A 20,260-nucleotide genomic window follows, 5' to 3' on the forward strand; every position below is an offset into this window, starting at 1 on the left:
TAAGTGACCCCGAGCATGCTCGCGGCCTGCCGACAGCCGTAACTGCCGGCGTCGTGTCGCCTACAACTGAAAGTGAACGTGACTTCGAGTTGCGGTCGAATAATGGTTTGACAATAGACACATCGAACCCGAAGCGCGCACCGCACCCATTGTTGGAAAATTGGGGGTAATTGAATTCGGGCACATTCATTCGTCGGCGGAAGTGACCACCCGTCGCATCGATTCGACCGATCGTCGCAGGACAACGGGTTGCAACGTGATGCAACGGTGCGTTTGAGCGAGCTTGTGACTACCCTCACACGGAGTCAGAAAAGTGTCGATCAATGTGGAAAGAAGGCCGTCAGCCATGACAAGCGCAGCCGAAACAGACGTCCCCCAGGCATATCCGCCGAGCGCAGAGTTCGCTGCGGCCGCCAACGCGGGACCGGAGTTGCAGGCTGCCGCAGATACCGACCGCCTCGCTTTCTGGGCGAATCAGGCTGAGCGCCTTCACTGGCACGAGAAATGGACCGACGTCCTCGACTGGACCGACGCCCCCGTCGCCAAGTGGTTCGTCGGCGGCAAGCTCAACGTCGCCTACAACTGCGTCGACCGCCACGTCCTCGCCGGCAACGGCGACCGCGTCGCCATCCACTTCGAAGGCGAACCCGGCGACAGCCGCGACCTGACCTACAACGACCTCCTCGCCGAAGTCAGCCGCGCCGCAAACACTTTCACCGACCTCGGACTCGTCGCCGGTGACCGCGTCGCGATCTACATGCCGATGATCCCCGAAGCGATCGTCACCATGCTCGCCTGCGCCCGCCTCGGCCTGACCCACTCGGTCGTCTTCGCCGGATTCTCCGCCACCGCCCTGCGCTCACGCATCGACGACGCCCAAGCCAAGCTCGTCGTCACCGTCGACGGCCAGTGGCGACGCGGCGCCGCAGCACCCATCAAAACAGCGGTCGACGAATCCGTCGCCGGCGCCGACTCCGTCCAGAACGTGTTGGTGGTCAACCGGACCGGCATCGACGTCGAGTGGACCGACGGCCGCGACCTGTGGTGGCACGAGACCGTCGCGCAGGCCTCGCCCGAGCACGAAGCGCAGGCCTTCGACGCCGAACATCCCCTGTTCATCCTCTACACCTCCGGCACCACCGGTAAGCCCAAGGGCATCATCCACACCTCCGGCGGCTACCTCACCCAGGCGTCGTACACCCACCACAACGTCTTCGATCACAAAGCGGGACAAGACGTCTACTGGTGCACCGCCGACATCGGCTGGGTCACCGGACACTCCTACATCGTCTACGGCCCCCTCTCCAACGGTGTCACCCAGGTCGTCTACGAAGGCACCCCCAACTCCCCGAACGAGCACCGCCACTTCGACATCATCGAGAAGTACGGCGTCTCCATCTACTACACCGCACCCACCCTCGTGCGGACGTTCATGAAGTGGGGCCGGGAAATCCCCGACGCCCACGACCTGTCCTCGATCCGCTTGCTCGGATCTGTGGGCGAGCCCATCAACCCCGAAGCGTGGCGCTGGTTCCGCGACGTCATCGGCGGCAACAAGGCTCCCATCGTCGACACCTGGTGGCAGACCGAGACCGGCGCGATCATGATCTCCCCGCTGCCCGGTATCACCGCCACCAAGCCCGGATCCGCGATGGCACCACTGCCGGGCATTTCCGCGAAGATCGTCGACGACGACGCCAAGCCCCTCGGCCCCGGCGGCAACGGTTACCTCGTCCTCGACGAGCCGTGGCCGGCGATGCTCCGCGGCATCTGGGGCGACATGGACCGCTACCGCGACACCTACTGGTCCCGCTACGCCGAGGAAGGCTGGTACTTCGCCGGTGACGGCGCCAAGTACGACGACGACGGCGCCCTCTGGGTCCTCGGCCGCGTCGACGACGTCATGAACGTCTCCGGTCACCGCATCTCCACCTCCGAGGTGGAATCAGCACTGGTCAACCATCACGGAGTCGCCGAAGCCGCCGTCGTCGGTGCCGCGGACGAGACCACCGGACAGGGCATCGTCGCGTTCGTCATCCTGCGCGAAGGCGTCGAAAACACGGGCGAGGTCCTCATCGCCGAGCTCAAGGCTCAGGTCTCCACCGACATCAGCCCCATCGCCAAGCCCCGTCAGATCACGATCGTGCCGGAACTGCCGAAAACCCGATCCGGCAAGATCATGCGCCGCCTCCTGCGCGACGTCGCCGAAGGCCGCGACCTCGGAGACACCTCAACCCTGGTCGACCCCAAGGTATTCGACGCAATCCGCGGCAAGTAAGGCCAGCGGCCCCTGTGCGCCTTTTTGGTAGTCCCCACTACCGGAAAGGCGCACAGGGGCGGAGCCCCTCTCGCAACTTCACTTCCTCTTTCGACGTCAGCCAAGACTCCTCGGCCACGCGAATGTCTGCGGCAACCCGCTTGTGCAGAGACTTTCCGCGCGAGGAGAGAAATACGCGCACCTTCCGGCGATCGTCCTCACCGACCTCCCGATAGATCAGCGCAAGCGAGACCAACTTGTCCGCAACTCGCGTCAGCGTCGGAGCCGGCGTACCCGTCCGATCGCGCAACTCAGCCATCGTCAGCCCCTCGGTCGACGCCAGGGCTTCGAGCGTCATCCAGTGATCGAGAGTGAGATTCTCAGCCGCCAGCGTCTTCTCCGCCGCTGCCGCGGCCATTCGAGCCGCTCGGACCAGCGTGGTCGTCAGCGACGCGTCAAGAATTCCGGAGTCACTTTTTCCCACTGATCGCTCCCCCGCTGTTGCGTACTTCACACTTCTCGGGCAATACTTTCAAATGAAATGATAGTAACCCAGGCCAGGCCGCTGGCTTCCGATTCCGGCGGCGACGCATGAGCGCTACCGGCGCGCTCGAACGCGCGCGCAGCGCAGTGTGGCGCCTGGGCATGGTGGTTCCCCTCCAAGGACCGGCCGGACTGTTCGGTCCGTCGTGTGAGGCGATCAGCGAATTGGCCGCCCGCGATCTCAACAACTCCGGCGGCGTACTGGGACGCGAAGTCCAGATCGAAGTGATCGACGGCGGCGCCTCGCCGGGCGTCGTCGCAGCCCGCGTGCAACAGCTACTCGACGCAGGTGACATCGACGCCGTCAGCGGTTGGCACATCTCCTCGGTCCGCCACGCACTCGCACCGGTGGTCGCAGGCCGTATTCCGTACTCGTACACCTCGCTCTACGAGGGCGGCGAGGTCAGACCAGGAATCTACTGTTCAGGCGAAACACCACGACAGCAGATCGCGCCGGCACTGAAGTGGCTGCGCGACAACGTCGGAGCGCGCAAGTGGTTCGTCGTCGGCGACGACTACATCTGGCCTCACAGCTCGCTCGGGGCCGTGAGGCAATTCGCCACCGAACTCGACCTCACCCTGGTCGGCGGTTCGTTTGTCGATCTGGGGCGCGGCAACATGAAGCAGTTGGTCGAGACCGTCTCGAACTCCGGTTGCGACGGCGTGATCATGCTCCTCGTCGGGCAGGACGCCGTCGACTTCAACCGAGCCTTCGCCCGCCGAGGCCTCGACGAGTCGATGATCCGGTTCAGCCCGTTGATGGAAGAAAACATGCTGCTCGCAAGCGGCCCCCGCGCAACCCGGAACCTGTTTGCGTCGGCAGCGTACTTCCGCTCGATGGTCGACGGTAACTCCATGGACCTGCTCGGGCGCTACATCGCACTGCACGGCGCGCACGCTCCGGCACTGAACAACGCTGCCGAGTCGTGTTACGAAGGGATACATACCCTTTCGGCCCTGGTTCGACGCGCCGACAGCACCCACCCGCACGCCCTGGACGCCGTCGTCGAAGGCGCCGCGTACGACGGCCCTCGCGGAACCGTCGAGTTTCGCGATCGCGTTGCACGACAGAAGATTCAGTTGGCCGTCGCCGACGGACTCGACTTCTCGATCATCGCCACCCTCTGAAACCTTCCCCGGAGATCCACCTCTTGACTTCTGTGGCGCGCATCACTTAGTTTCATTTGGAATCATTTCATTTGAAAGTAACCCGTCCCGAAAGTAACCGGAGGTGCCCGATGGGCAGTGTTGGTTTGCTTTACGTGGGAGCCGTCCTCTTCGTCAACGGACTGATGCTGCTCGGCACAGTTCCCGTTCGATCCGCCTCGGTCCTCAATCTCTTCGTCGGCGCACTTCAATGCGTCGTCCCCACCGTTTTGTTGATTCAGGCACAGGGAGATTCGAACGCCGTCCTGGCGGCCTCAGGTCTCTACCTGTTCGGATTCACCTACCTCTACGTAGGAATCAGCAATCTCGCCGGCTTCGAACCGGAAGGAATCGGGTGGTTCTCACTGTTCGTCGCGTGCGCCGCGCTCGTGTACTCCTTCCTCTCGTTCACGGTGAGCAACGACCCCGTCTTCGGGGTCATCTGGCTCGCATGGGCAGCACTGTGGACGCTGTTCTTCCTGGTGCTCGGCCTCGGCCGCGAGAACCTCAGCCGCTTCACCGGCTGGGCAGCAGTCCTGCTGAGCCAGCCCACCTGCACTGTTCCTGCCTTTCTGATCCTGACCGACAACTTCCACACCACACCCGCGGTAGCCGCCGGTTGGGCCGGCGCGCTTCTGGTTCTCCTCGGCCTGGCCAAGATCCTCGCCGCACCCAAAGCCGCAGTACCCCAGACTCATCCAGTCTTCAACTGATCCACACAACCAAGGAGTGAAAGACAATGCGACACGGTGACATCTCCTCGAGCAACGACACGGTCGGCGTAGCAGTAGTCAACTACAAGATGCCCCGCCTGCACGATCGCGCCGGAGTTCTCGAGAACGCGCGCAAGATCGCCGACATGATGATCGGCATGAAGACCGGACTCCCCGGAATGGATCTGGTGGTATTCCCCGAATACTCCACGCAGGGAATCATGTACAACGAAGAGGAGATGTATGCGACAGCGGCAACCATCCCCGGTGACGAGACCGCAATCTTTTCCGCCGCTTGCCGCGAGGCCGATACCTGGGGAATCTTCTCCATCACCGGTGAACAGCACGAAGACCACCCGAACAAGCCGCCGTACAACACGTTGATTCTCATCGACAACAAGGGCGAAATCGTTCAGAAGTACCGAAAGATCCTGCCCTGGTGCCCCATCGAAGGGTGGTACCCCGGCGACACCACGTACGTATCCGAGGGTCCCAAGGGCCTGAAGATCTCGCTCATCATCTGCGACGACGGCAACTACCCGGAGATCTGGCGTGACTGCGCAATGAAGGGTGCAGAACTCATCGTCCGCTGCCAGGGCTACATGTACCCCGCCAAGGACCAGCAGGTGATGATGTCCAAGGCAATGGCCTGGGCCAACAATTGTTATGTGGCAGTTGCCAATGCAGCCGGATTCGACGGCGTCTACTCCTACTTCGGACACTCCGCGATCATCGGGTTCGACGGTCGGACGCTAGGTGAGACCGGAGAGGAGGAATACGGAATCCAGTACGCGCAGTTGTCCGTCTCAGCCATTCGCGACGCACGCGAGAACGATCAGTCCCAGAACCACATCTTCAAGCTCCTCCACCGCGGATACTCCGGTGTCCACGCAGCAGGTGACGGAGACAAGGGCGTCGCTGACTGCCCGTTCGAGTTCTACAAGCTGTGGGTCACCGATGCCCAGAAGGCTCAGGAACGCGTCGAGGCCATCACCCGAGACACAGTGGGCGTAGCGGACTGCCGCGTCGGAAACCTGCCGGTCGAGAAGACAATCGAAGTTTAAGGATCTCGCTGTGCCGTATATCACCGACATGCTCCATGACCGGAACAGTTCAGCACCACCACCAGCCGAGGAACGATCCGAACCCGTACCGGTCGGGGCCTTCGACGCTCGCAATCTCTCGAAAGCCCTCAGTTCCAAGATCGTCGGACAACAGGCCGCCGTCGACGCAGTGGTTCGGGCGATTTCGATCGCGCATGTCGGTGCCACGGATCCGACGCGTCCGCTCGCCAACATCCTTCTGGTCGGCCCCACCGGCGTCGGCAAGACGGAGTTGGTGCGGCGCGTGGCCGCGGAACTCCGGTCCGGGCCCGACGATCTGTGCCGCATCGACATGAATGCTCTTGCGCAAGAGCATTATGCGGCGTCGTTCTCCGGGGCACCGCCTGGGTATGCCGGCAGCAAGGAGTCCTTCACACTGTTCGACAAGAACACCGTCGAGGGCGATCCGTACACCCCCGGAATCGTCCTGTTCGACGAAGTGGAGAAGGCCGACCCCACCGTTCTACGTGCGCTCCTGCAGGTCCTCGACAACGGCGAACTCCGGTTGGCGAACGGTCAGCAGAAGATCTCGTTCCGCAACAGCTATGTGTTCCTGACCTCGAATCTCGGTTCTGCTGCGGTGGCGGAACGTCGACGGTCCCGGGTGCGGCAGCTCGCCGATCGCGTCCGGATCGATCGACCACACCATGGTCACCACTTGGTGCAGCGCGCTCTCGAGAAGTTCTTCGACCCCGAGTTCTTCAACCGCATCGACGAAACCGTGATCCTCGACGAGTTCGACGAACAGACCGCGGAACAAGTGACCCGGCTCGAGATCGAACTGATCACGACTCGGTTGGCCAGGAGAGGCGTCGACGTCGACGTGGACGACAGCGCCGTCGCTCTGTTGCAACGGCGCGGATTCGATCCGGTGTACGGAGCACGTGGCCTGCGCCGGACCATCCGAAACGTCTTGGCCGACCCGGTGGCCGCCGCCGTTCTCGACCTACGACCAGTCGGGACGCAGCCACTCGCCTTGCAGGCGCGGGCAGTTGGTGATCAGATACAGGTAAAGAAAGTCCCATGAGTGCTCGCTCACGTTGCGGATCGAATCCGCAACGTGGGCGACACATTTCAAACATGTCCGCGTAACGCCACCTCCCTAGGTTGGGTGCCTGCACCACAAAGTGCACATGCACAGGCACCCAGGGGAAGTGACGTCATGACAGCAGTGAACGAGCAGGTGTCCGCCGGCGCACCGGACAGGGCAGATCTCGGTGAGAACGCCGCACTGAAGGAGACTCTGGAGGACTACACCCTCCGATTTGCGCCACGCAGCTACCGCAAATGGGGAACCGGCGTCGTCGCGACCTCCGCGCTCGGCGGAATCGCGTATCTCGCAGACTTCTCGATCGGCGCCAACATCGGCATCTCGTACGGCACCGGTAACGCATTGCTGGGCATCGCCGTGTTTGCCGTCGTCATCATGGCCACCGGCTTCCCACTCGCCTACTACGCCGCGCGATACAACATCGACCTCGATTTGATCACGCGCGGAAGCGGTTTCGGCTACTACGGCTCGGTGGTCACCAACGTCATCTTCGCGACGTTCACCTTCATCTTCTTCGCGCTCGAAGGTTCCATCATGGCCCAGGGTTTGAAACTGGGGCTCGGGATCCCACTCTCGATCGGATACGCGGTCTCGACCCTGATGGTCATTCCACTGGTCATCTACGGAATGAAGGCTCTGGCAAAGCTCCAAGTGTGGACGACGCCTCTGTGGCTCGTCATGATGGTGCTGCCGTTCCTGTATCTGCTGTTCAAGCACCCAGATTCGGTGAGCGCGTTCTTCGCCTTCGGCGGTGAGGACGGCGCAAACGGCAAGGGCGTCAACTTCGGATCGGTGATGCTGGCCGCGGGTGTCTGCCTGTCGCTGATCGCACAGATCGCCGAGCAGATCGACTACCTACGCTTCATGCCGCCCAAGACGCCGGAGAACACCCGTCGTTGGTGGGCTGCAGTAATTCTCGCGGGGCCCGGCTGGGTCATCTTCGGCGCGTTCAAGCAGATCGTCGGACTGTTCCTCGCCGTGTACATCATCGCGAACGTCGTCGACGGATCTTCGATCGCCAACCAGCCCGTGCACCAGTTTCTCGAGATCTACCAGGACATGATGCCGCACTGGCTGGCCATGACCCTTGCCGTGATCCTCGTGGTCATCAGCCAGATCAAGATCAACGTCACCAACGCGTACTCCGGCTCACTGGCGTGGACCAACTCGTACACCCGCGTCACCAAGACCTACCCGGGACGCATGATCTTCGTTCTGGTCAACCTGGCGATCGCACTGATCTTGATGGAAGCCAACATGTTCGACTTCCTCAACACGATCCTGGGCTTCTACGCCAACTGCGGTATCGCCTGGGTCGTGGTCGTCGCCTCGGACATCGCGATCAACAAGTACTGGTTGAAGCTCTCCCCGAAGGTCCCCGAGTTCCGACGCGGAATGCTCTACGACGTCAACCCCGTCGGCTTCGTGTCGATGCTGCTGGCCGCGGGTATTTCGATCCTGGTGTTCTTCGGCGCATTCGGTTCGGCGATCAAGCCGTTCTCCCCAATCGTCGCGATCGTCATCGCACTGGTGATGCCGCCGGTCCTCGCCGTCGCCACCAAGGGCAAGTACTACCTGCGGCGCACCGACGACGGCATCGATCTGCCGATGTTCGACGAGTACGGGAACCCCTCGGGCGAAACGCTTCTGTGCTGCGTCAGCGGCATCGAGTTCGAGCGACCCGACATGCTCGCGTCGAACGTTCCCGGCCCCAACGGCGAGAAGCAGTACATCAGTTCCTTGGCCTTGAGCACCGACAAGACCGGTGAGCACGTCCTGCCTGCTCAGCTTCCCTGACAACTGCTGTGCGCCTTTATTAACCGCCGGGGGTTAACAAAGGCGCACAGCAGGGTTATGCCCCTACATCGTCTAGCGACTCACCCTTTGTCTCGCGCATGACCAGCAGCGCAACAAAAGTCAGCGTCGCAGCTACGAGGAGGTAGATGCCGACCCAGCCGACGCCGTAGTTCTTCGCGAGGTAGACGGCGATGAACGGCGCCACCGCAGCGCCCAGAATGCTGGCGGTGTTGTACGCGATTCCCGAGCCCGTGTAGCGGACATTGGTCGGGAAGAGTTCCGGGAGAACGGCACTCATCGGTCCGAAGGTCAAGCCCATGAGCAGCATGCCCACGATGAGGAACGCCAACATGCGGCCGTCGTTCATTCCGTCCGGTTCGAGGAACACGCCGAAGGTCAAGCCGAACACCATGATCAGGCCGGTGATGATCAGCAGTGTGATACGACGCCCGTAGCGGTCGGCGAGCCAACCCGAGACCGGCACGGCGGCAGCGAAGAAAACGACTGCGATGAGCTGCAGGACAAGGAAATCGGTGTATTTGAAGCCTGCGCCAGTTCCGCCGTCGGCCGCCGTCTTGCCGGTTCCGTGGCTGAGCACCCAGGTGGTCATGATGTAGAAGAGCGTGTACGTCGCGAGCATCACGAACGTACCGATGATCAGCTGACGCCAGCTGGTCTTGAATACCTCGGCGACCGGGGTCTTGACCTTCTCGCCGCGCTCGACTGCACGCGCGAACACCGGGGTCTCTTCGAGCTTGAGCCTGACGTACAGGCCGATCATCACCATGATTGCGCTGAGCAGGAACGGAATTCGCCATCCCCAGCTCAGGAAGGCCCCTTCGAGGTCCGGGCTGGAATTGTCGTGGTTCATGAACAGCGTGATGATCAGGAACAGTCCGTTGGCCATGAAGAAGCCGATGGGTGCACCGAGCTGCGGCCACATCGCCGCCCAGGCCCGCTTGCCTTCCTTGGCCGTCTCGGTCGCGAGCAGAGCCGCGCCAGACCATTCGCCGCCGAGTCCGAGGCCCTGGCAGAAACGCATGAGCGCCAACAACGCCGGGGCCAGCAGACCGATCTGGTGATAAGTGGGCAGCAGTCCGATGAGGAAGGTCGCGATACCCATCGTCAGCAGCGAGCCGACGAGAGTTGCCTTGCGTCCGACGCGGTCACCGAAGTGCCCGAAGAGAATCGAGCCGAGGGGACGGGCGACAAACGCGAGTCCGAACGTCGCCAACGACGCGAGAAGCGCGGTGGTGTCGTTGCCCTTCGGGAAGAACAGGTGCGGGAACACCGATACTGCCGCTGTTGCATAGATGTAGAAGTCGTAGAACTCGATGGACGTACCCACCATGCTGGCAACCACGATTCGGCTGCGCGGCACTCCGGCGACGGTATCTGCGTCGCTGCCCTCCGGCTTGGGTGGGTTCTCACTGACTGACGTGCTCAAAACATGCTCCTGCGCCGTTATACGAAAATTGTCCAATTGGTGGGATGGTGTCCCAATCAGTAGGAATTGAACACCCGCGGGGTTTTCCGGCGCAAATTCGGTTCGCTAATTCGGCTCAGCGAGCAATCCGCGATAAAATCCCGTAAAGGTGAGCCGGGAAGTCTGGTCGGCACGTGCATTCGATGCTTTACAACGTCGATCACGTTCATGTCTGTTGCATCCGAACTCGGGTGCACGAACAAAGGTCGTCCCCACGCGTGATCTCCACTTTGCGTTCCGAACTGTCCCGCTATCTCCGCACCGAAACGGTGGGCGGATCGATACTGCTCATCGCCGCTGCCGTCGCTCTGATCTGGGTGAACTCACCTTTCGGTGAGAGCTACATCGCACTGCGCGACTTCCAGATCGGCCCGTCTGCACTCCATCTGGACCTCAGCCTTGGCACCTGGGCGCAAGACGGACTGCTTGCCGTCTTCTTCTTCGTCGCCGGCCTCGAACTCAAACGCGAACTGGTGGTCGGCGAGCTCGCGGACCGCAAAGCCGCGATGCTCCCGATCATCGCGGCGTGCGGCGGCGTCCTGGTCCCCGCGATCATCGCGGCGTCCATCGGCTTCGGCACTCCAGGTATGGACAAGGGCTGGGCCATTCCCGTCGCGACGGACATCGCTTTTGCCCTCGGCGTGCTCGCTCTCACCGGATCGAAGATCCCCGCAAGCGCCCGAGTCTTCCTGCTCAGCCTGGCCGTCGTCGACGATCTGCTCGCCATCATCCTCATCGCCGTACTGTTCACCGGCTCCCTCGCGATGTTGTGGCTGCTGACCGCGGCCGCAGCCCTCGCTGTCTACGCCTACGCCCAGCACAAGCGCATCACGACGCCGTTCCTCTACGTCCCGCTGGCTCTACTGACCTGGTACGCGATGCACGAAGCGGGGATACACGCCACACTCGCGGGCGTCGCGCTCGGCCTACTCACCCGTGTCAGGCGCGATCCGGACGAGGAGTACGCGCCGGGCAGCCGCCTCGAGCACCGCATTCAGCCGTACTCCGCAGGCTTCTGCGTCCCCGTCTTCGCACTGTTCGCCTCCGGTGTTCCGATCAACGCCGCGGTACTCGGCGACATTTTCACCGACCCCGTCGGGCAATCGGTTGTCGTCGGCCTTCTGGTCGGAAAGACCGTCGGAATCTTCGGAATTTCCCTGCTCGCGATCAAATTGGGCATAGCCACCAAGCCCAAGACACTGGAATTGAGAGACATGTTTGCCCTCTCAGTTCTCGGTGGCATCGGGTTCACCGTTAGCCTGCTTGTAGCAGACCTCGCATTGGACGGGGTCGGCGATGGCAGCGAGGCCGAGATAGCGAAGGCCGCAGTTCTCGTGACATCGTTGGTGGCATCGCTGATCGGATCAGCGCTGCTGTGGCGACGTGGACGAGTTCATGCGGCTCGAGACGACGCTTCCACCGCCATTGCCACGGACGCGAGAGAACTACCTGGAGAGGTCGACAAGTGAGCTTGACCAACGGAGAGAGCCAGCGCTTCACCGGAGATGGAGTACCGAACACGGTCTCGTCCATCCCTCTCACCGATGTGGACGCCCGCACGCCGGGTGAGGCCACCATCGGGGCCCTCGTCAAGGACGCGACCGCACAGGTCTCCACCCTCGTGCGCGCCGAGGTTGAACTTGCCAAGGCCGAGGTCACGGGCGAGGTCAAGAAGGGTCTGCAGGGCAGTGTCTTCTTCATCCTGGCCTTCACGGTTCTGCTGTTCAGCTCGTTCTTCTTCTTTTTCTTCCTGGCCGAGATGCTCGATACCTGGGTGCCGCGCTGGCTGGCGTTCCTCATCGTCTTCCTGATCATGGTGGTGACCACCGCGATTCTGGCGCTGCTCGGTTATCTGCGTGTGCGCAAGCTGAGGGCTCCGGAGAAGACGATCGAATCGCTCAAGCAGGCCAAGAACGTCCTTCCCGGCAGCCATGACGACGCAAAGCCGTCTGTCGATTTCAACGCGCGCCGGTAGCGAGTCTGATCGAAAGTGGCAGCCCCAGATCCATCCACCGTCAGGTTCGACGGCCCCTGGATTCACCGGGACATTCACGCCAACGGCATCCGGTTTCACGTCGTCGAGGTAGGCGACGCGGAGCCGGATGCTCCGTTGGTGGTCCTGTTGCACGGATTCGCCGATTTCTGGTGGTCCTGGCGCCATCAGTTGACGGCACTGTCGGAGCAGGGATTCCGCGTCGTCGCCATGGATCTTCGTGGGTACGGCGATTCCGACAAGCCCCCTCGCGGCTACGACGGTTGGACGCTCGCCGGTGACGTAGCCGGTCTCATTCGTGCGATGGGTTACGGCAAGGCCACGCTGATCGGTCATGCCGACGGCGGGTTGGTGTGCTGGGCGACCGCGCTCCTGCATCCACGCCTGGTGCGGTCGATCGCGTTGATCTCGTCGCCACACCCGATGGCACTCAAGAAAGCAGTCGTGCGCGACCCATATCAGCGCCGCGCGCTTTTGCCCTCTTTCCTGGCCTATCAGGTACCGCTACGCCCGGAACGTCGGTTGACGGCCGACAACGGCGCCGAGGTGGAGCGTCTGGTTCGCTCGCGGTCCGGCCCCACCTGGCCGCAGCAACCCGAGTTCGCGGACGTGATGACCAAGATGCGGGCCGCGATCCGGATCCCGGGCGTCGCGCATTCCACGCTGGAGTACCAGCGCTGGGCGTTCCGCAGCCAGCTTCGGCCCGAGGGTCGTCGTTTCATGCGTTTGATGGATCAGGTTCTTCGCATTCCGATCGTCCAGATTCACGGCGAACTCGACCCGTACGTGCTCACCCGTACCGTGCGGCGCGACAAGCATTGGGCTCCCGGCGAGAAACTGCGCACCATTGCCGGAGTTGGTCACTACGCGCATCAGGAAGCCCCCGAGCGCGTCAACCGCGAACTCGAGGACTTCCTCCTTACGGAGAAGTGACCGCTACAGAATGCAGGCGCCTGTCGGCACCGGCGTCGACGCCGAGGCAGCCGCGTTCAACTGGCGCGATACTTCCTGGGCGGTGAGGACGAATCCGGTGTCGCTGTCGTCGACGGCGGCACCGAACACGACGCCGAGGACGCGCCCCTGATCGTCGACCATCGGCCCACCAGAGTTGCCCTGCCTAATGGATCCGCGGACGGTGTAGACCTCACGTTGAGTGGTTCCGGCCTTGTAGATGTCCGGTCCGTTCAGGTTCAGGACCTCACGAACGCGGGCTGCGCTGGCCGTGTACGGACCGCCGCCGGGGTAACCGAGCACCAACGCGTTGTCGCCGGTCTGAGCCTGCTCCGGAGCAAACGGCAGCACCGGTGCGTCCAGTCCGGGAACCGCCAGAATCGCGATGTCGACGGCGGAGTCGAAGAGAACCACCTGCGCGGGCAGCGCGCCCTCCATGGTGTCCACCGTGATGCTCTCGGTTCCGGCAACCACGTGTGCGTTGGTCATGACGCGTTCGGGGGCGACGATGAATCCGGATCCCTCGAGCGCGCGCTGGCAACTCGGTGCGACGCCGTTGATGCGTAGAACACTCGGACGCAACTGCGCCGCCAACGGACTGGCCAGAACGCTCGCGTCGGGTGCTTCGACCTCGGTGATGGGCGTACGCCCGAACGGGCCGATGACGTCCGGCAGACCGGAGGTGTCGAGCAACGCCGAAAACTCCGTCGGGATGCGGCGCAGCCACTGCGGCGCCAGTTCGTCCACGCTGGCGAGAACATCCGAACCACGAACAGCGGCGGCAATATTCGGCTGCGACGAAGAAGTGAGCGGAATCGCGAGCAACCACGCCGCGACCACGACGGCCACCGCCTGTAGACCCGCACCGATGACGCTGTCGACGGATCGCGCCGTCGGACTGTGCATTCCGCTGCGCGCCGCGCGTCCGAGCACCATGCCGGCGACTTCGCCGATGATGACCAACACCACGATCAGCGAGATGCCCGCGAGGATGCGCAGCTTGCCTTCGGTGACGTGCACGAGCAGGTGTGGCGCCAACAGAATTCCGGCGACGGCACCGAGGATCACGCCGACGAACGCCAACGCCGACGCCACCGCACCCTGACGCCATCCGGACGTGGCCGCGATGAGGGCGACCAGAACGATGGCGATGTCCACCCAACGAGAACCTGTCATCGCGGCACCGCCGAATCCTCGACACCTTCACCGAACTCGGACAGCGCTGTGTCCAGGTCTCTCACGTCCTCGTAGTTCCACGGAATCTCCCAGCCCGACACCGTGAACAGCGCCGCGAGGATTCCTGCTGTGAACCCCCAGACCAGCATGCCGTCGGCGCGGAACGCCGGGCCCTGGTATCCGAGGGGATGGCGAACCTGAAACCGGTTGTCGGGGTCGAGCAACGTGCGCAGCGGCACCCTGGCCACCCGTCCGACCTCGCCCTCGTCCTGAATCCCCACCGTCGTCGGCTGCTCCCAGTAGCCGAGCACCGGCGTCACGTCGAAACCCGACGGCGGGATGAAGATCTCCGGCAGCACGGTGAGCGGCTGAACTCCGCTCGGATCGAGCCCGGTCTCCTCCTGCGCTTCACGCAGCGCGGTGCCGATGGGGCCGTCGTCGCCCGGATCGGCGGCGCCGCCCGGGAATGCGACCTGTCCGCTGTGCTGACGCATCGTCGACGCCCGTTGGGTCAGCAACACGTCTGCGCCCTCCGGCAAGCCGCCGACGGCGAGAGGGTCTGCCTCACGCGGTCCGCCGAAGAGCACGAGCACCGCGGCCGGACGCGTGACGGTCCCGCGCGGCGCGCGACGCTCGAGGACGGGGTTGATCCGGTGTGGATCGGTGGGCTCGGTGCTGGCGACAGCTCGCAACCACTCGGGAACCGGTGTGCTCATACGACGACTCCCAGATATTGCGCCGCAGCGGCGGCGATTTCGTCCGCACTGCGGAAAGGTTGAGGCAAGACCTTGGCGACTGTTCCATCCGCGCGCACGAGCACTGACACCGGCAGCACCGGCGGTGCGCCCACTGCGATCCGTACCTTGCCGTCACCGTCCTGGACGCCGGGCAAACGCACCGAGTAGTCGATGAGTCGCGTCAAAGCGTTCTCCTGATTCGGATCCGAATGCACCGTCAGAACGTTGATGCTGCCCTCGGCGCGCTCCGCGAATTCCTGAAGGTACGGAAGCTCTTCGGCGCATGGCGCGCACCAGTACGCCCACAAGTTGAGCAGAGTCGGTTTTCCGCCGACCGCTGCGGCAAGGTCGACGGGCCGACCGTCTGACACGCAGTCGAGGGTGATTCCGGCCAGCGCCGAGCCGGCCGGAGCTTCGCCCGTCGGAGTCGGACAGGGAGCCAGTGAGGCCTGGCTACGGAGTTGATCGAGCGATTCCGACGACGGAGTGAACGTCGGCGGCTGATACGCGGACGACGACGGACCCGTGGACGTGGGCGTCGTGTCGTCTCCCCCGCGCGGCCAGATCGCCACGACGAGAGCCGCGACGACCACGAGCGCAGCGAGAGACCATCTTCCAGCACTTGTCATCGGCGATCACAACCCTGCCAGGGCGAGCAGATGGTCGGTCTCGGGGCCTTTCACCAGGGCCGCGGCCTCGGTTTTGTCGGTCGGGCCGAGTCCGTACGACGGGCAGTCCTTGGCGAGAACGCACACCCCGCACGCGGGCTTGCGCGCGTGGCAGACCCGTCGGCCGTGAAAGATCACGCGGTGCGAGAGCAGTGTCCATTCCTTACGTTCGATCAGTGCCCCGACGGCGTGTTCCACCTTGACGGCATCTTCTTCCTCGGTCCACTTCCACCGACGCACGAGCCGACCGAAGTGGGTGTCGACGGTGATTCCCGGGATGTCGAAGGCATTGCCCAGCACGACGTTCGCGGTCTTGCGTCCGATGCCTGGGAGTTTCACCAGATCTTCGAGCTTGTTCGGGACCTGACCGTCGTGGCGTTCGAGTAGCGCCTGACCGAGTCCGATCAACGACGTCGTCTTGTTCCGGTAGAAGCCGGTGGAGCGGATGTACTCCTCGAGTTCGGTCCGATCGGCTTCCGCGTATGCCTTCGCGTCGGGATAGCGGGCGAAGAGCGCCGGCGTGACCATGTTGACGCGGACGTCGGTGCATTGCGCCGACAGGATTGTCGCCACTGCCAGTTCCAACGGAGTCGTGAAGTCGAGTTCGCAATACACGTGCGGGAAAGCCACAGCGAGCTCGCGATTCATCCGACGCGCCCGGCGTACCAATCCGAGGTGTGATTCTTCCTTCCGCGCACCCCCCGAACGCGGTTTCTTCCGCTGCTCTGAACTGCCTGTCGGGGTGGTCTGCACTCAGACAACTGTACGGATACGACATGAGTGGAGACTCCGTCGTGTCGATTCTGAGACCTTCGACGTGTTTACTTCCCCCTATGCAAGGACTCGCAGTAATTCTCTTTCCGCTACTGCTGATGCTCTTTGCCCTGGCGATGGAACGAGTCGAAGGGCGATTGCGTCGGCTCTCGGTTCAAGAGCACGAAGTAGAAGACTTCCTCGATCAGGCAAGTCACGACGACGTCGCCCGCCTGGCAAGCGATGGGTTTCCCCATGCGTTCGCTCGCTTCCACCGGAAGCGGAAGGGCCGTCAGTCGGAGGCTCCCGAGAGCGCCAGCCTGGGCGAAATTCGGACACAACGGGCAAGTTGACGGCCATACAAAGTAGTCACCGCAGCGGATTCCGGAAGAATTTTCGGCTCTTACGTGGCATCAATCACTCGTCGCGAGCTATCGGGACGTAGACTTCGATGCCGTACCTGTTGCATTGAACACAGATTGCATTGGACACAGTGTCTCACTCATGAGGGCTGAGCCTGTGTACGACGGTTTGTGCGCAGCGCGGGTACAAAGATAGTTAGCGCAAAAATGACACCACAAACGAACAAATCCCAACAAGGAGCGCACGTGGACGACGTCCTGGCAAGAGCCGGCATCTTCCAAGGAGTCGAGCCCTCAGCGGTAGCGGCGCTGACAAAGCAGCTGCAGCCCGTCGACTTCCCCCGTGGACATGTCATCTTCAACGAAGGTGAACCCGGTGACCGCCTGTACATCATCGTGTCCGGCAAGGTGAAGATCGGTCGACGCTCACCCGACGGTCGCGAGAACCTACTGACGATCATGGGCCCGTCCGACATGTTCGGCGAACTGTCCATCTTCGACCCCGGCCCCCGCACCTCGACGGCTACGACCGTCACCGAGGTTCGCGCCGTGAGCATGGACCGCGACGCTCTCAAGGCATGGATCCAGCAGCGCCCCGAGATCGCCGAGCAGCTGCTGCGCGTTCTCGCCCGCCGACTGCGTCGTACCAACAACACCCTGGCCGACCTGATCTTCACGGACGTTCCCGGCCGTGTGGCCAAGGCGCTCCTGCAGCTCGCGCAGCGCTTCGGCACTCAGGAAGGTGGCGCCCTGCGCGTCACTCACGACCTCACGCAGGAAGAGATCGCCCAGCTCGTCGGCGCTTCCCGCGAGACCGTCAACAAGGCGCTCGCCGATTTCGCACACCGCGGATGGCTGCGCCTCGAAGGCAAGAGCGTTCTGATCTCGGATTCCGAGCGTCTGGCTCGTCGCGCCCGCTAGTTTCTTCCTTCTCGACACTTTCGGCCGCTCCCACTTCGGTGGGGGCGGCCGAAGTCATTCCCTGGACTCTTGTTGTACCTATCGGTAAAGTGTGTACCAATAGGTACACATCCGATCGAGAGGCCACGCAATGACCGTCCGAGCACCGATTCCGCCCTTCACCCACGAAACCGCCGTCCAGAAGGTCCGCCTCGCCGAGGACGGATGGAACTCACGCGATCCGCACAAGGTGTCGCTGGCCTACACGCCGGACAGTTGGTGGCGCAATCGGTCGACGTTCGTCACCGGCCGATCCGAAATCGTCGAACTTCTGACCGAGAAGTGGACCCGCGAGCTGGACTACCGGTTGATCAAAGAGTTGTGGGCACACGGCGACGACCGCATCGCCGTGCGATTCGCGTACGAGTGGCACGATCACGACGGGCAGTGGTTCCGCTCCTACGGCAACGAGAACTGGGAATTCGACGCGGATGGCCTCATGCACCACCGTCATGCCAGCATCAACGACGTCCCCATCGCGGAGTCCGAGCGAAAGTTCTTCTGGGATTCGACCGGACCACGCCCGCACGATCATCCGGGCCTGAGCGAGTTGGGTCTGTGATGAAAGGATGAATCCATGGCCAGACAGGTAGCTGAACGCTCGGACACGATCCCCGCCCTCGCGAACGTGTTTCGAACCTACGGGTTCGACGGAGCAAGCCTGGCCGTCATCACCGAACACACCGGTTTGGGCAAAGGCAGTCTCTACAACTTCTTTCCGCGAGGAAAGGAAGAGATGGCCGAGGCCGTACTCGACGAGGTCGACGGATGGTTTCGCACCGAAGTCTTCGAACCGCTTCGAGCAGAGTCGGTTCCACCGCGGCAGCGCATCGAGAGCATGTTCGCTACCGTCGCCGACTACTTTCGGTCAGGGCAACGCATTTGCCTGTTCGGCGCATTTGCACTCGGTGAAGAGCGAAACCGCTTCGGCGCCAAGGTGCGAACCTACTTCGACGAATGGACAGCAGCTCTCGAGGCGGCACTCGTCGGCGCCGAAGATTCCACCGGACTCGCCGAAGAAGCCGTGGCCGGAATCCAAGGCGCAATAGTGATGTCCCGAGCCCTGGACGACGGTGCCGTATACAGCCGAGTGACGACGCGACTCGAAGATCGACTGGTACAGGCACTCACGCCGTAACGCATATCGCACGACCACAAAGGCATTTGTGCCGCGGCATGCACCTGGCATGCTCGAAAAGGTATGCACAAGAGGAAAGGAACCCATGCCCTCGTCCGAGACGGTGATCGCATCCACAGCTTCGGGGAAGATCCGCGGCCTAAAGCGTGACGGTTCCTACTACTTCGGTGCGATCCCCTACGCCCGCGCACCGCGCTTCGAGAAGCCGCGGCCGGCGGGACCGTTCTCCGACGTTTTCGACGCCACAGCGCTTGGAACGGTCTTCCCCCAACCACCTTCACGGCTCGAGCGCATCATGGGGCCACCGCTCCCAGAACCGGAGCAGAGCGAGGACAGCTTCACCGTCACCGTCACAACCCCGTCGCTGACCGGTCATCGCCCGGTGATGGTCTGGCTTCACGGTGGCGGTTACTCCAGTGGCGGCGGCTCCCTCCCCTGGTACGACGGCCACGCTTTGTCAGCCGAGGGCGACGTCGTGGTGGTGTCGGTCAACTACCGCGTCGGCGTGCTCGGATACCTCCTCCTCGACGGCGTCAGCGAAGGCAATCTAGGGGTCCACGATCAGATCGCAGCGCTCGAGTGGGTGCGCGAGAACGTCGAGGCATTCGGCGGCGACCCAGACTCGGTCACCGTGTTCGGGCAGTCGGCCGGCGCTCATTCGATTGTGAATCTGTTGAGCAGTAACAACTCTCGAACTCTTTTCCATCGAGCAATTCTGCAGAGCACCCCACGGCCGGACCTCAATTTCACGCAGGCTGCCGCGATCGAGAACGGTGAAGCATTTGCCCGACTGCTCGACGGAGATCCTCGGACCGCGCCACTCTCCCGCATTCTCGACGCATTCCGCAGCACCGCAATCGAGTTCAGCCGGCGGTCCCCCAATGTCGTGCAACCGCCCTTCGCACCGATTTCCGAACTGGATCCGGTGATCCGAACTTTCGAAACAGCGCCGGACGTCATCGTGGGATACACCCGCGACGAGGGATCCGCTTTCGTGCGCGACGTAGCGGGAGTACCCGATCCCGAACGCGTCGCCGAAAAGGCACTGACACAGAACATGTTTGCCGAACCGGCGATGGAGCTGGCCGACGCCTTCACAGCGGCCGGCGCGTCGGTGTACACGTATCGCTTCGACTGGGCACCGACGGACGACGTCTTCGGAGCCACTCACTGCATCGAACTGCCCTTCGTGTTGGGGACCGACCAGTCCTGGAAGAGCTCACCGATGCTGGGCAGCAGCGACTGGCAGAGCATCGACGCACTGGGCCGTCGGATACGCCGGCACTGGACGTCGTTTGCGCACACGGGAAGTCCGGACAGCAGCGAAACCTGGGAGAAGTACACCTCGGCCCAACCGATCGGAATCACCTTCTTCTGAGCAACTTCGGGCGCCTACCCACTCGCGGCAATCCCGTCTAGGATTGCT

20 protein-coding genes are annotated in these 20,260 nt (G+C 62.9%); 14 read left to right on the forward strand and 6 right to left on the reverse strand.

Annotation, left to right across the window (positions count from 1 at the left end; translation table 11 throughout):
* Positions 1 to 346 precede the first annotated feature (346 nt).
* Positions 347 to 2,278: an acetate--CoA ligase gene (gene acs, locus CPI83_RS26420; RefSeq protein ID WP_029254340.1), complete on the forward strand. Its 1,932-nt coding sequence runs from the start codon at positions 347 to 349 to the stop codon at positions 2,276 to 2,278.
* Positions 2,279 to 2,315: 37 nt separating this feature from the next.
* Here acs and CPI83_RS26425 read toward each other — a convergent pair whose 3' ends face one another.
* Positions 2,316 to 2,741, reverse strand: coding sequence for a MarR family transcriptional regulator (locus tag CPI83_RS26425; RefSeq protein WP_070796560.1), 426 nt, complete (start codon positions 2,739 to 2,741; stop codon positions 2,316 to 2,318).
* 107 nt (positions 2,742 to 2,848) lie between these two features.
* On the opposite strand from CPI83_RS26425, the gene CPI83_RS26430 reads away from it, so the two are divergent.
* The 5 genes from CPI83_RS26430 (at position 2,849) to CPI83_RS26450 (ending at position 8,610) form a co-directional block, all read left to right on the forward strand.
* Positions 2,849 to 3,928 (forward strand): substrate-binding domain-containing protein, encoded by a 1,080-nt coding sequence (locus tag CPI83_RS26430; protein WP_020905975.1) that lies wholly within the window; start codon positions 2,849 to 2,851, stop codon positions 3,926 to 3,928.
* Positions 3,929 to 4,038: 110 nt separating this feature from the next.
* Entirely contained in the window at positions 4,039 to 4,659 is a 621-nt protein-coding gene (locus CPI83_RS26435; RefSeq protein WP_097387960.1) for an AmiS/UreI family transporter, read from the forward strand.
* A 26-nt stretch (positions 4,660 to 4,685) separates the two neighbouring features.
* The gene (locus tag CPI83_RS26440) at positions 4,686 to 5,723 is read left to right on the forward strand and encodes an aliphatic amidase (protein ID WP_019746630.1); all 1,038 of its coding nucleotides are present in this window, start codon (positions 4,686 to 4,688) and stop codon (positions 5,721 to 5,723) included.
* A 10-nt stretch (positions 5,724 to 5,733) separates the two neighbouring features.
* Positions 5,734 to 6,789, forward strand: coding sequence for an AAA family ATPase (locus CPI83_RS26445; RefSeq protein ID WP_029254336.1), 1,056 nt, complete (start codon positions 5,734 to 5,736; stop codon positions 6,787 to 6,789).
* 135 nt (positions 6,790 to 6,924) lie between these two features.
* On the forward strand, positions 6,925 to 8,610 hold the full coding sequence (locus CPI83_RS26450; protein WP_019746628.1) for an allantoin permease: 1,686 nt from the start codon (positions 6,925 to 6,927) through the stop codon (positions 8,608 to 8,610).
* A 55-nt stretch (positions 8,611 to 8,665) separates the two neighbouring features.
* Here CPI83_RS26450 and CPI83_RS26455 read toward each other — a convergent pair whose 3' ends face one another.
* Positions 8,666 to 10,057, reverse strand: coding sequence for an MFS transporter (locus tag CPI83_RS26455; RefSeq protein WP_019746627.1), 1,392 nt, complete (start codon positions 10,055 to 10,057; stop codon positions 8,666 to 8,668).
* A 257-nt stretch (positions 10,058 to 10,314) separates the two neighbouring features.
* On the opposite strand from CPI83_RS26455, the gene nhaA reads away from it, so the two are divergent.
* Genes nhaA through CPI83_RS26470 form a run of 3 tightly spaced genes read left to right on the forward strand, consistent with a single transcriptional unit; the run spans position 10,315 to position 13,022 of the window.
* Entirely contained in the window at positions 10,315 to 11,565 is a 1,251-nt protein-coding gene (nhaA, locus tag CPI83_RS26460; protein WP_003946111.1) for a Na+/H+ antiporter NhaA, read from the forward strand.
* Positions 11,562 to 12,071 (forward strand): phage holin family protein, encoded by a 510-nt coding sequence (locus CPI83_RS26465; protein ID WP_019746625.1) that lies wholly within the window; start codon positions 11,562 to 11,564, stop codon positions 12,069 to 12,071. The genes nhaA and CPI83_RS26465 overlap by 4 nt, the downstream gene beginning before the upstream one ends.
* A 15-nt stretch (positions 12,072 to 12,086) precedes the next feature.
* Positions 12,087 to 13,022 carry an alpha/beta hydrolase gene (locus CPI83_RS26470; RefSeq protein WP_019746624.1) on the forward strand — a complete coding sequence of 312 codons (936 nt, stop codon included), beginning with the start codon at positions 12,087 to 12,089 and terminating at the stop codon, positions 13,020 to 13,022.
* A 3-nt stretch (positions 13,023 to 13,025) separates the two neighbouring features.
* Here the strand turns inward: CPI83_RS26470 and CPI83_RS26475 are convergent, their stop codons facing one another.
* The 4 genes from CPI83_RS26475 to nth are packed head-to-tail and all read right to left on the reverse strand — an operon-like array spanning position 13,026 to position 16,374.
* On the reverse strand, positions 13,026 to 14,216 hold the full coding sequence (locus tag CPI83_RS26475; RefSeq protein ID WP_019746623.1) for a MarP family serine protease: 1,191 nt from the start codon (positions 14,214 to 14,216) through the stop codon (positions 13,026 to 13,028).
* Entirely contained in the window at positions 14,213 to 14,932 is a 720-nt protein-coding gene (locus CPI83_RS26480) for a CoA pyrophosphatase (protein ID WP_019746622.1), read from the reverse strand. Before CPI83_RS26480 ends, CPI83_RS26475 begins: the two co-directional genes overlap by 4 nt.
* Positions 14,929 to 15,582 carry a TlpA disulfide reductase family protein gene (locus tag CPI83_RS26485; protein ID WP_020905971.1) on the reverse strand — a complete coding sequence of 218 codons (654 nt, stop codon included), beginning with the start codon at positions 15,580 to 15,582 and terminating at the stop codon, positions 14,929 to 14,931. Before CPI83_RS26485 ends, CPI83_RS26480 begins: the two co-directional genes overlap by 4 nt.
* 6 nt (positions 15,583 to 15,588) lie before the next feature.
* The gene (gene nth, locus CPI83_RS26490) at positions 15,589 to 16,374 is read right to left on the reverse strand and encodes an endonuclease III (protein ID WP_003943471.1); all 786 of its coding nucleotides are present in this window, start codon (positions 16,372 to 16,374) and stop codon (positions 15,589 to 15,591) included.
* A gap of 80 nt (positions 16,375 to 16,454) precedes the next feature.
* On the opposite strand from nth, the gene CPI83_RS26495 reads away from it, so the two are divergent.
* The 5 genes from CPI83_RS26495 (at position 16,455) to CPI83_RS26515 (ending at position 20,212) form a co-directional block, all read left to right on the forward strand.
* Positions 16,455 to 16,727, forward strand: a complete 273-nt coding sequence (locus CPI83_RS26495; RefSeq protein WP_019746620.1) for a hypothetical protein — start codon at positions 16,455 to 16,457, stop codon at positions 16,725 to 16,727.
* 255 nt (positions 16,728 to 16,982) lie between these two features.
* Positions 16,983 to 17,657, forward strand: coding sequence for a Crp/Fnr family transcriptional regulator (locus CPI83_RS26500; protein WP_003943506.1), 675 nt, complete (start codon positions 16,983 to 16,985; stop codon positions 17,655 to 17,657).
* Positions 17,658 to 17,787: 130 nt separating this feature from the next.
* Entirely contained in the window at positions 17,788 to 18,258 is a 471-nt protein-coding gene (locus tag CPI83_RS26505) for a nuclear transport factor 2 family protein (protein ID WP_019746619.1), read from the forward strand.
* Between the two features lie 15 nt (positions 18,259 to 18,273).
* Positions 18,274 to 18,834: a TetR/AcrR family transcriptional regulator gene (locus CPI83_RS26510; protein WP_021342679.1), complete on the forward strand. Its 561-nt coding sequence runs from the start codon at positions 18,274 to 18,276 to the stop codon at positions 18,832 to 18,834.
* Between the two features lie 85 nt (positions 18,835 to 18,919).
* Positions 18,920 to 20,212 carry a carboxylesterase family protein gene (locus CPI83_RS26515; RefSeq protein WP_042950498.1) on the forward strand — a complete coding sequence of 431 codons (1,293 nt, stop codon included), beginning with the start codon at positions 18,920 to 18,922 and terminating at the stop codon, positions 20,210 to 20,212.
* Positions 20,213 to 20,260: the final 48 nt, after the last annotated feature.

Source organism: Rhodococcus sp. H-CA8f (assembly GCF_002501585.1).
Taxonomy (GTDB): Bacteria; Actinomycetota; Actinomycetes; order Mycobacteriales; family Mycobacteriaceae; genus Rhodococcus_F; species Rhodococcus_F erythropolis.

Bases quoted from the DNA above. Each gene is read 5' to 3' on its own strand.
- CPI83_RS26485 (WP_020905971.1), bottom strand. From the start codon at position 15,582: ATGACAAGTGCTGGAAGATGGTCTCTCGCTGCGCTCGTGGTCGTCGCG.
- CPI83_RS26435 (WP_097387960.1), top strand. From the start codon at position 4,039: ATGGGCAGTGTTGGTTTGCTTTACGTGGGAGCCGTCCTCTTCGTCAAC.
- CPI83_RS26510 (WP_021342679.1), top strand. From the start codon at position 18,274: ATGGCCAGACAGGTAGCTGAACGCTCGGACACGATCCCCGCCCTCGCG.
- CPI83_RS26480 (WP_019746622.1), bottom strand. From the start codon at position 14,932: ATGAGCACACCGGTTCCCGAGTGGTTGCGAGCTGTCGCCAGCACCGAG.
- acs (WP_029254340.1), top strand. From the start codon at position 347: ATGACAAGCGCAGCCGAAACAGACGTCCCCCAGGCATATCCGCCGAGC.
- CPI83_RS26430 (WP_020905975.1), top strand. From the start codon at position 2,849: ATGAGCGCTACCGGCGCGCTCGAACGCGCGCGCAGCGCAGTGTGGCGC.
- CPI83_RS26475 (WP_019746623.1), bottom strand. From the start codon at position 14,216: ATGACAGGTTCTCGTTGGGTGGACATCGCCATCGTTCTGGTCGCCCTC.
- CPI83_RS26440 (WP_019746630.1), top strand. From the start codon at position 4,686: ATGCGACACGGTGACATCTCCTCGAGCAACGACACGGTCGGCGTAGCA.
- CPI83_RS26495 (WP_019746620.1), top strand. From the start codon at position 16,455: ATGCAAGGACTCGCAGTAATTCTCTTTCCGCTACTGCTGATGCTCTTT.
- CPI83_RS26450 (WP_019746628.1), top strand. From the start codon at position 6,925: ATGACAGCAGTGAACGAGCAGGTGTCCGCCGGCGCACCGGACAGGGCA.
- CPI83_RS26515 (WP_042950498.1), top strand. From the start codon at position 18,920: ATGCCCTCGTCCGAGACGGTGATCGCATCCACAGCTTCGGGGAAGATC.
- CPI83_RS26505 (WP_019746619.1), top strand. From the start codon at position 17,788: ATGACCGTCCGAGCACCGATTCCGCCCTTCACCCACGAAACCGCCGTC.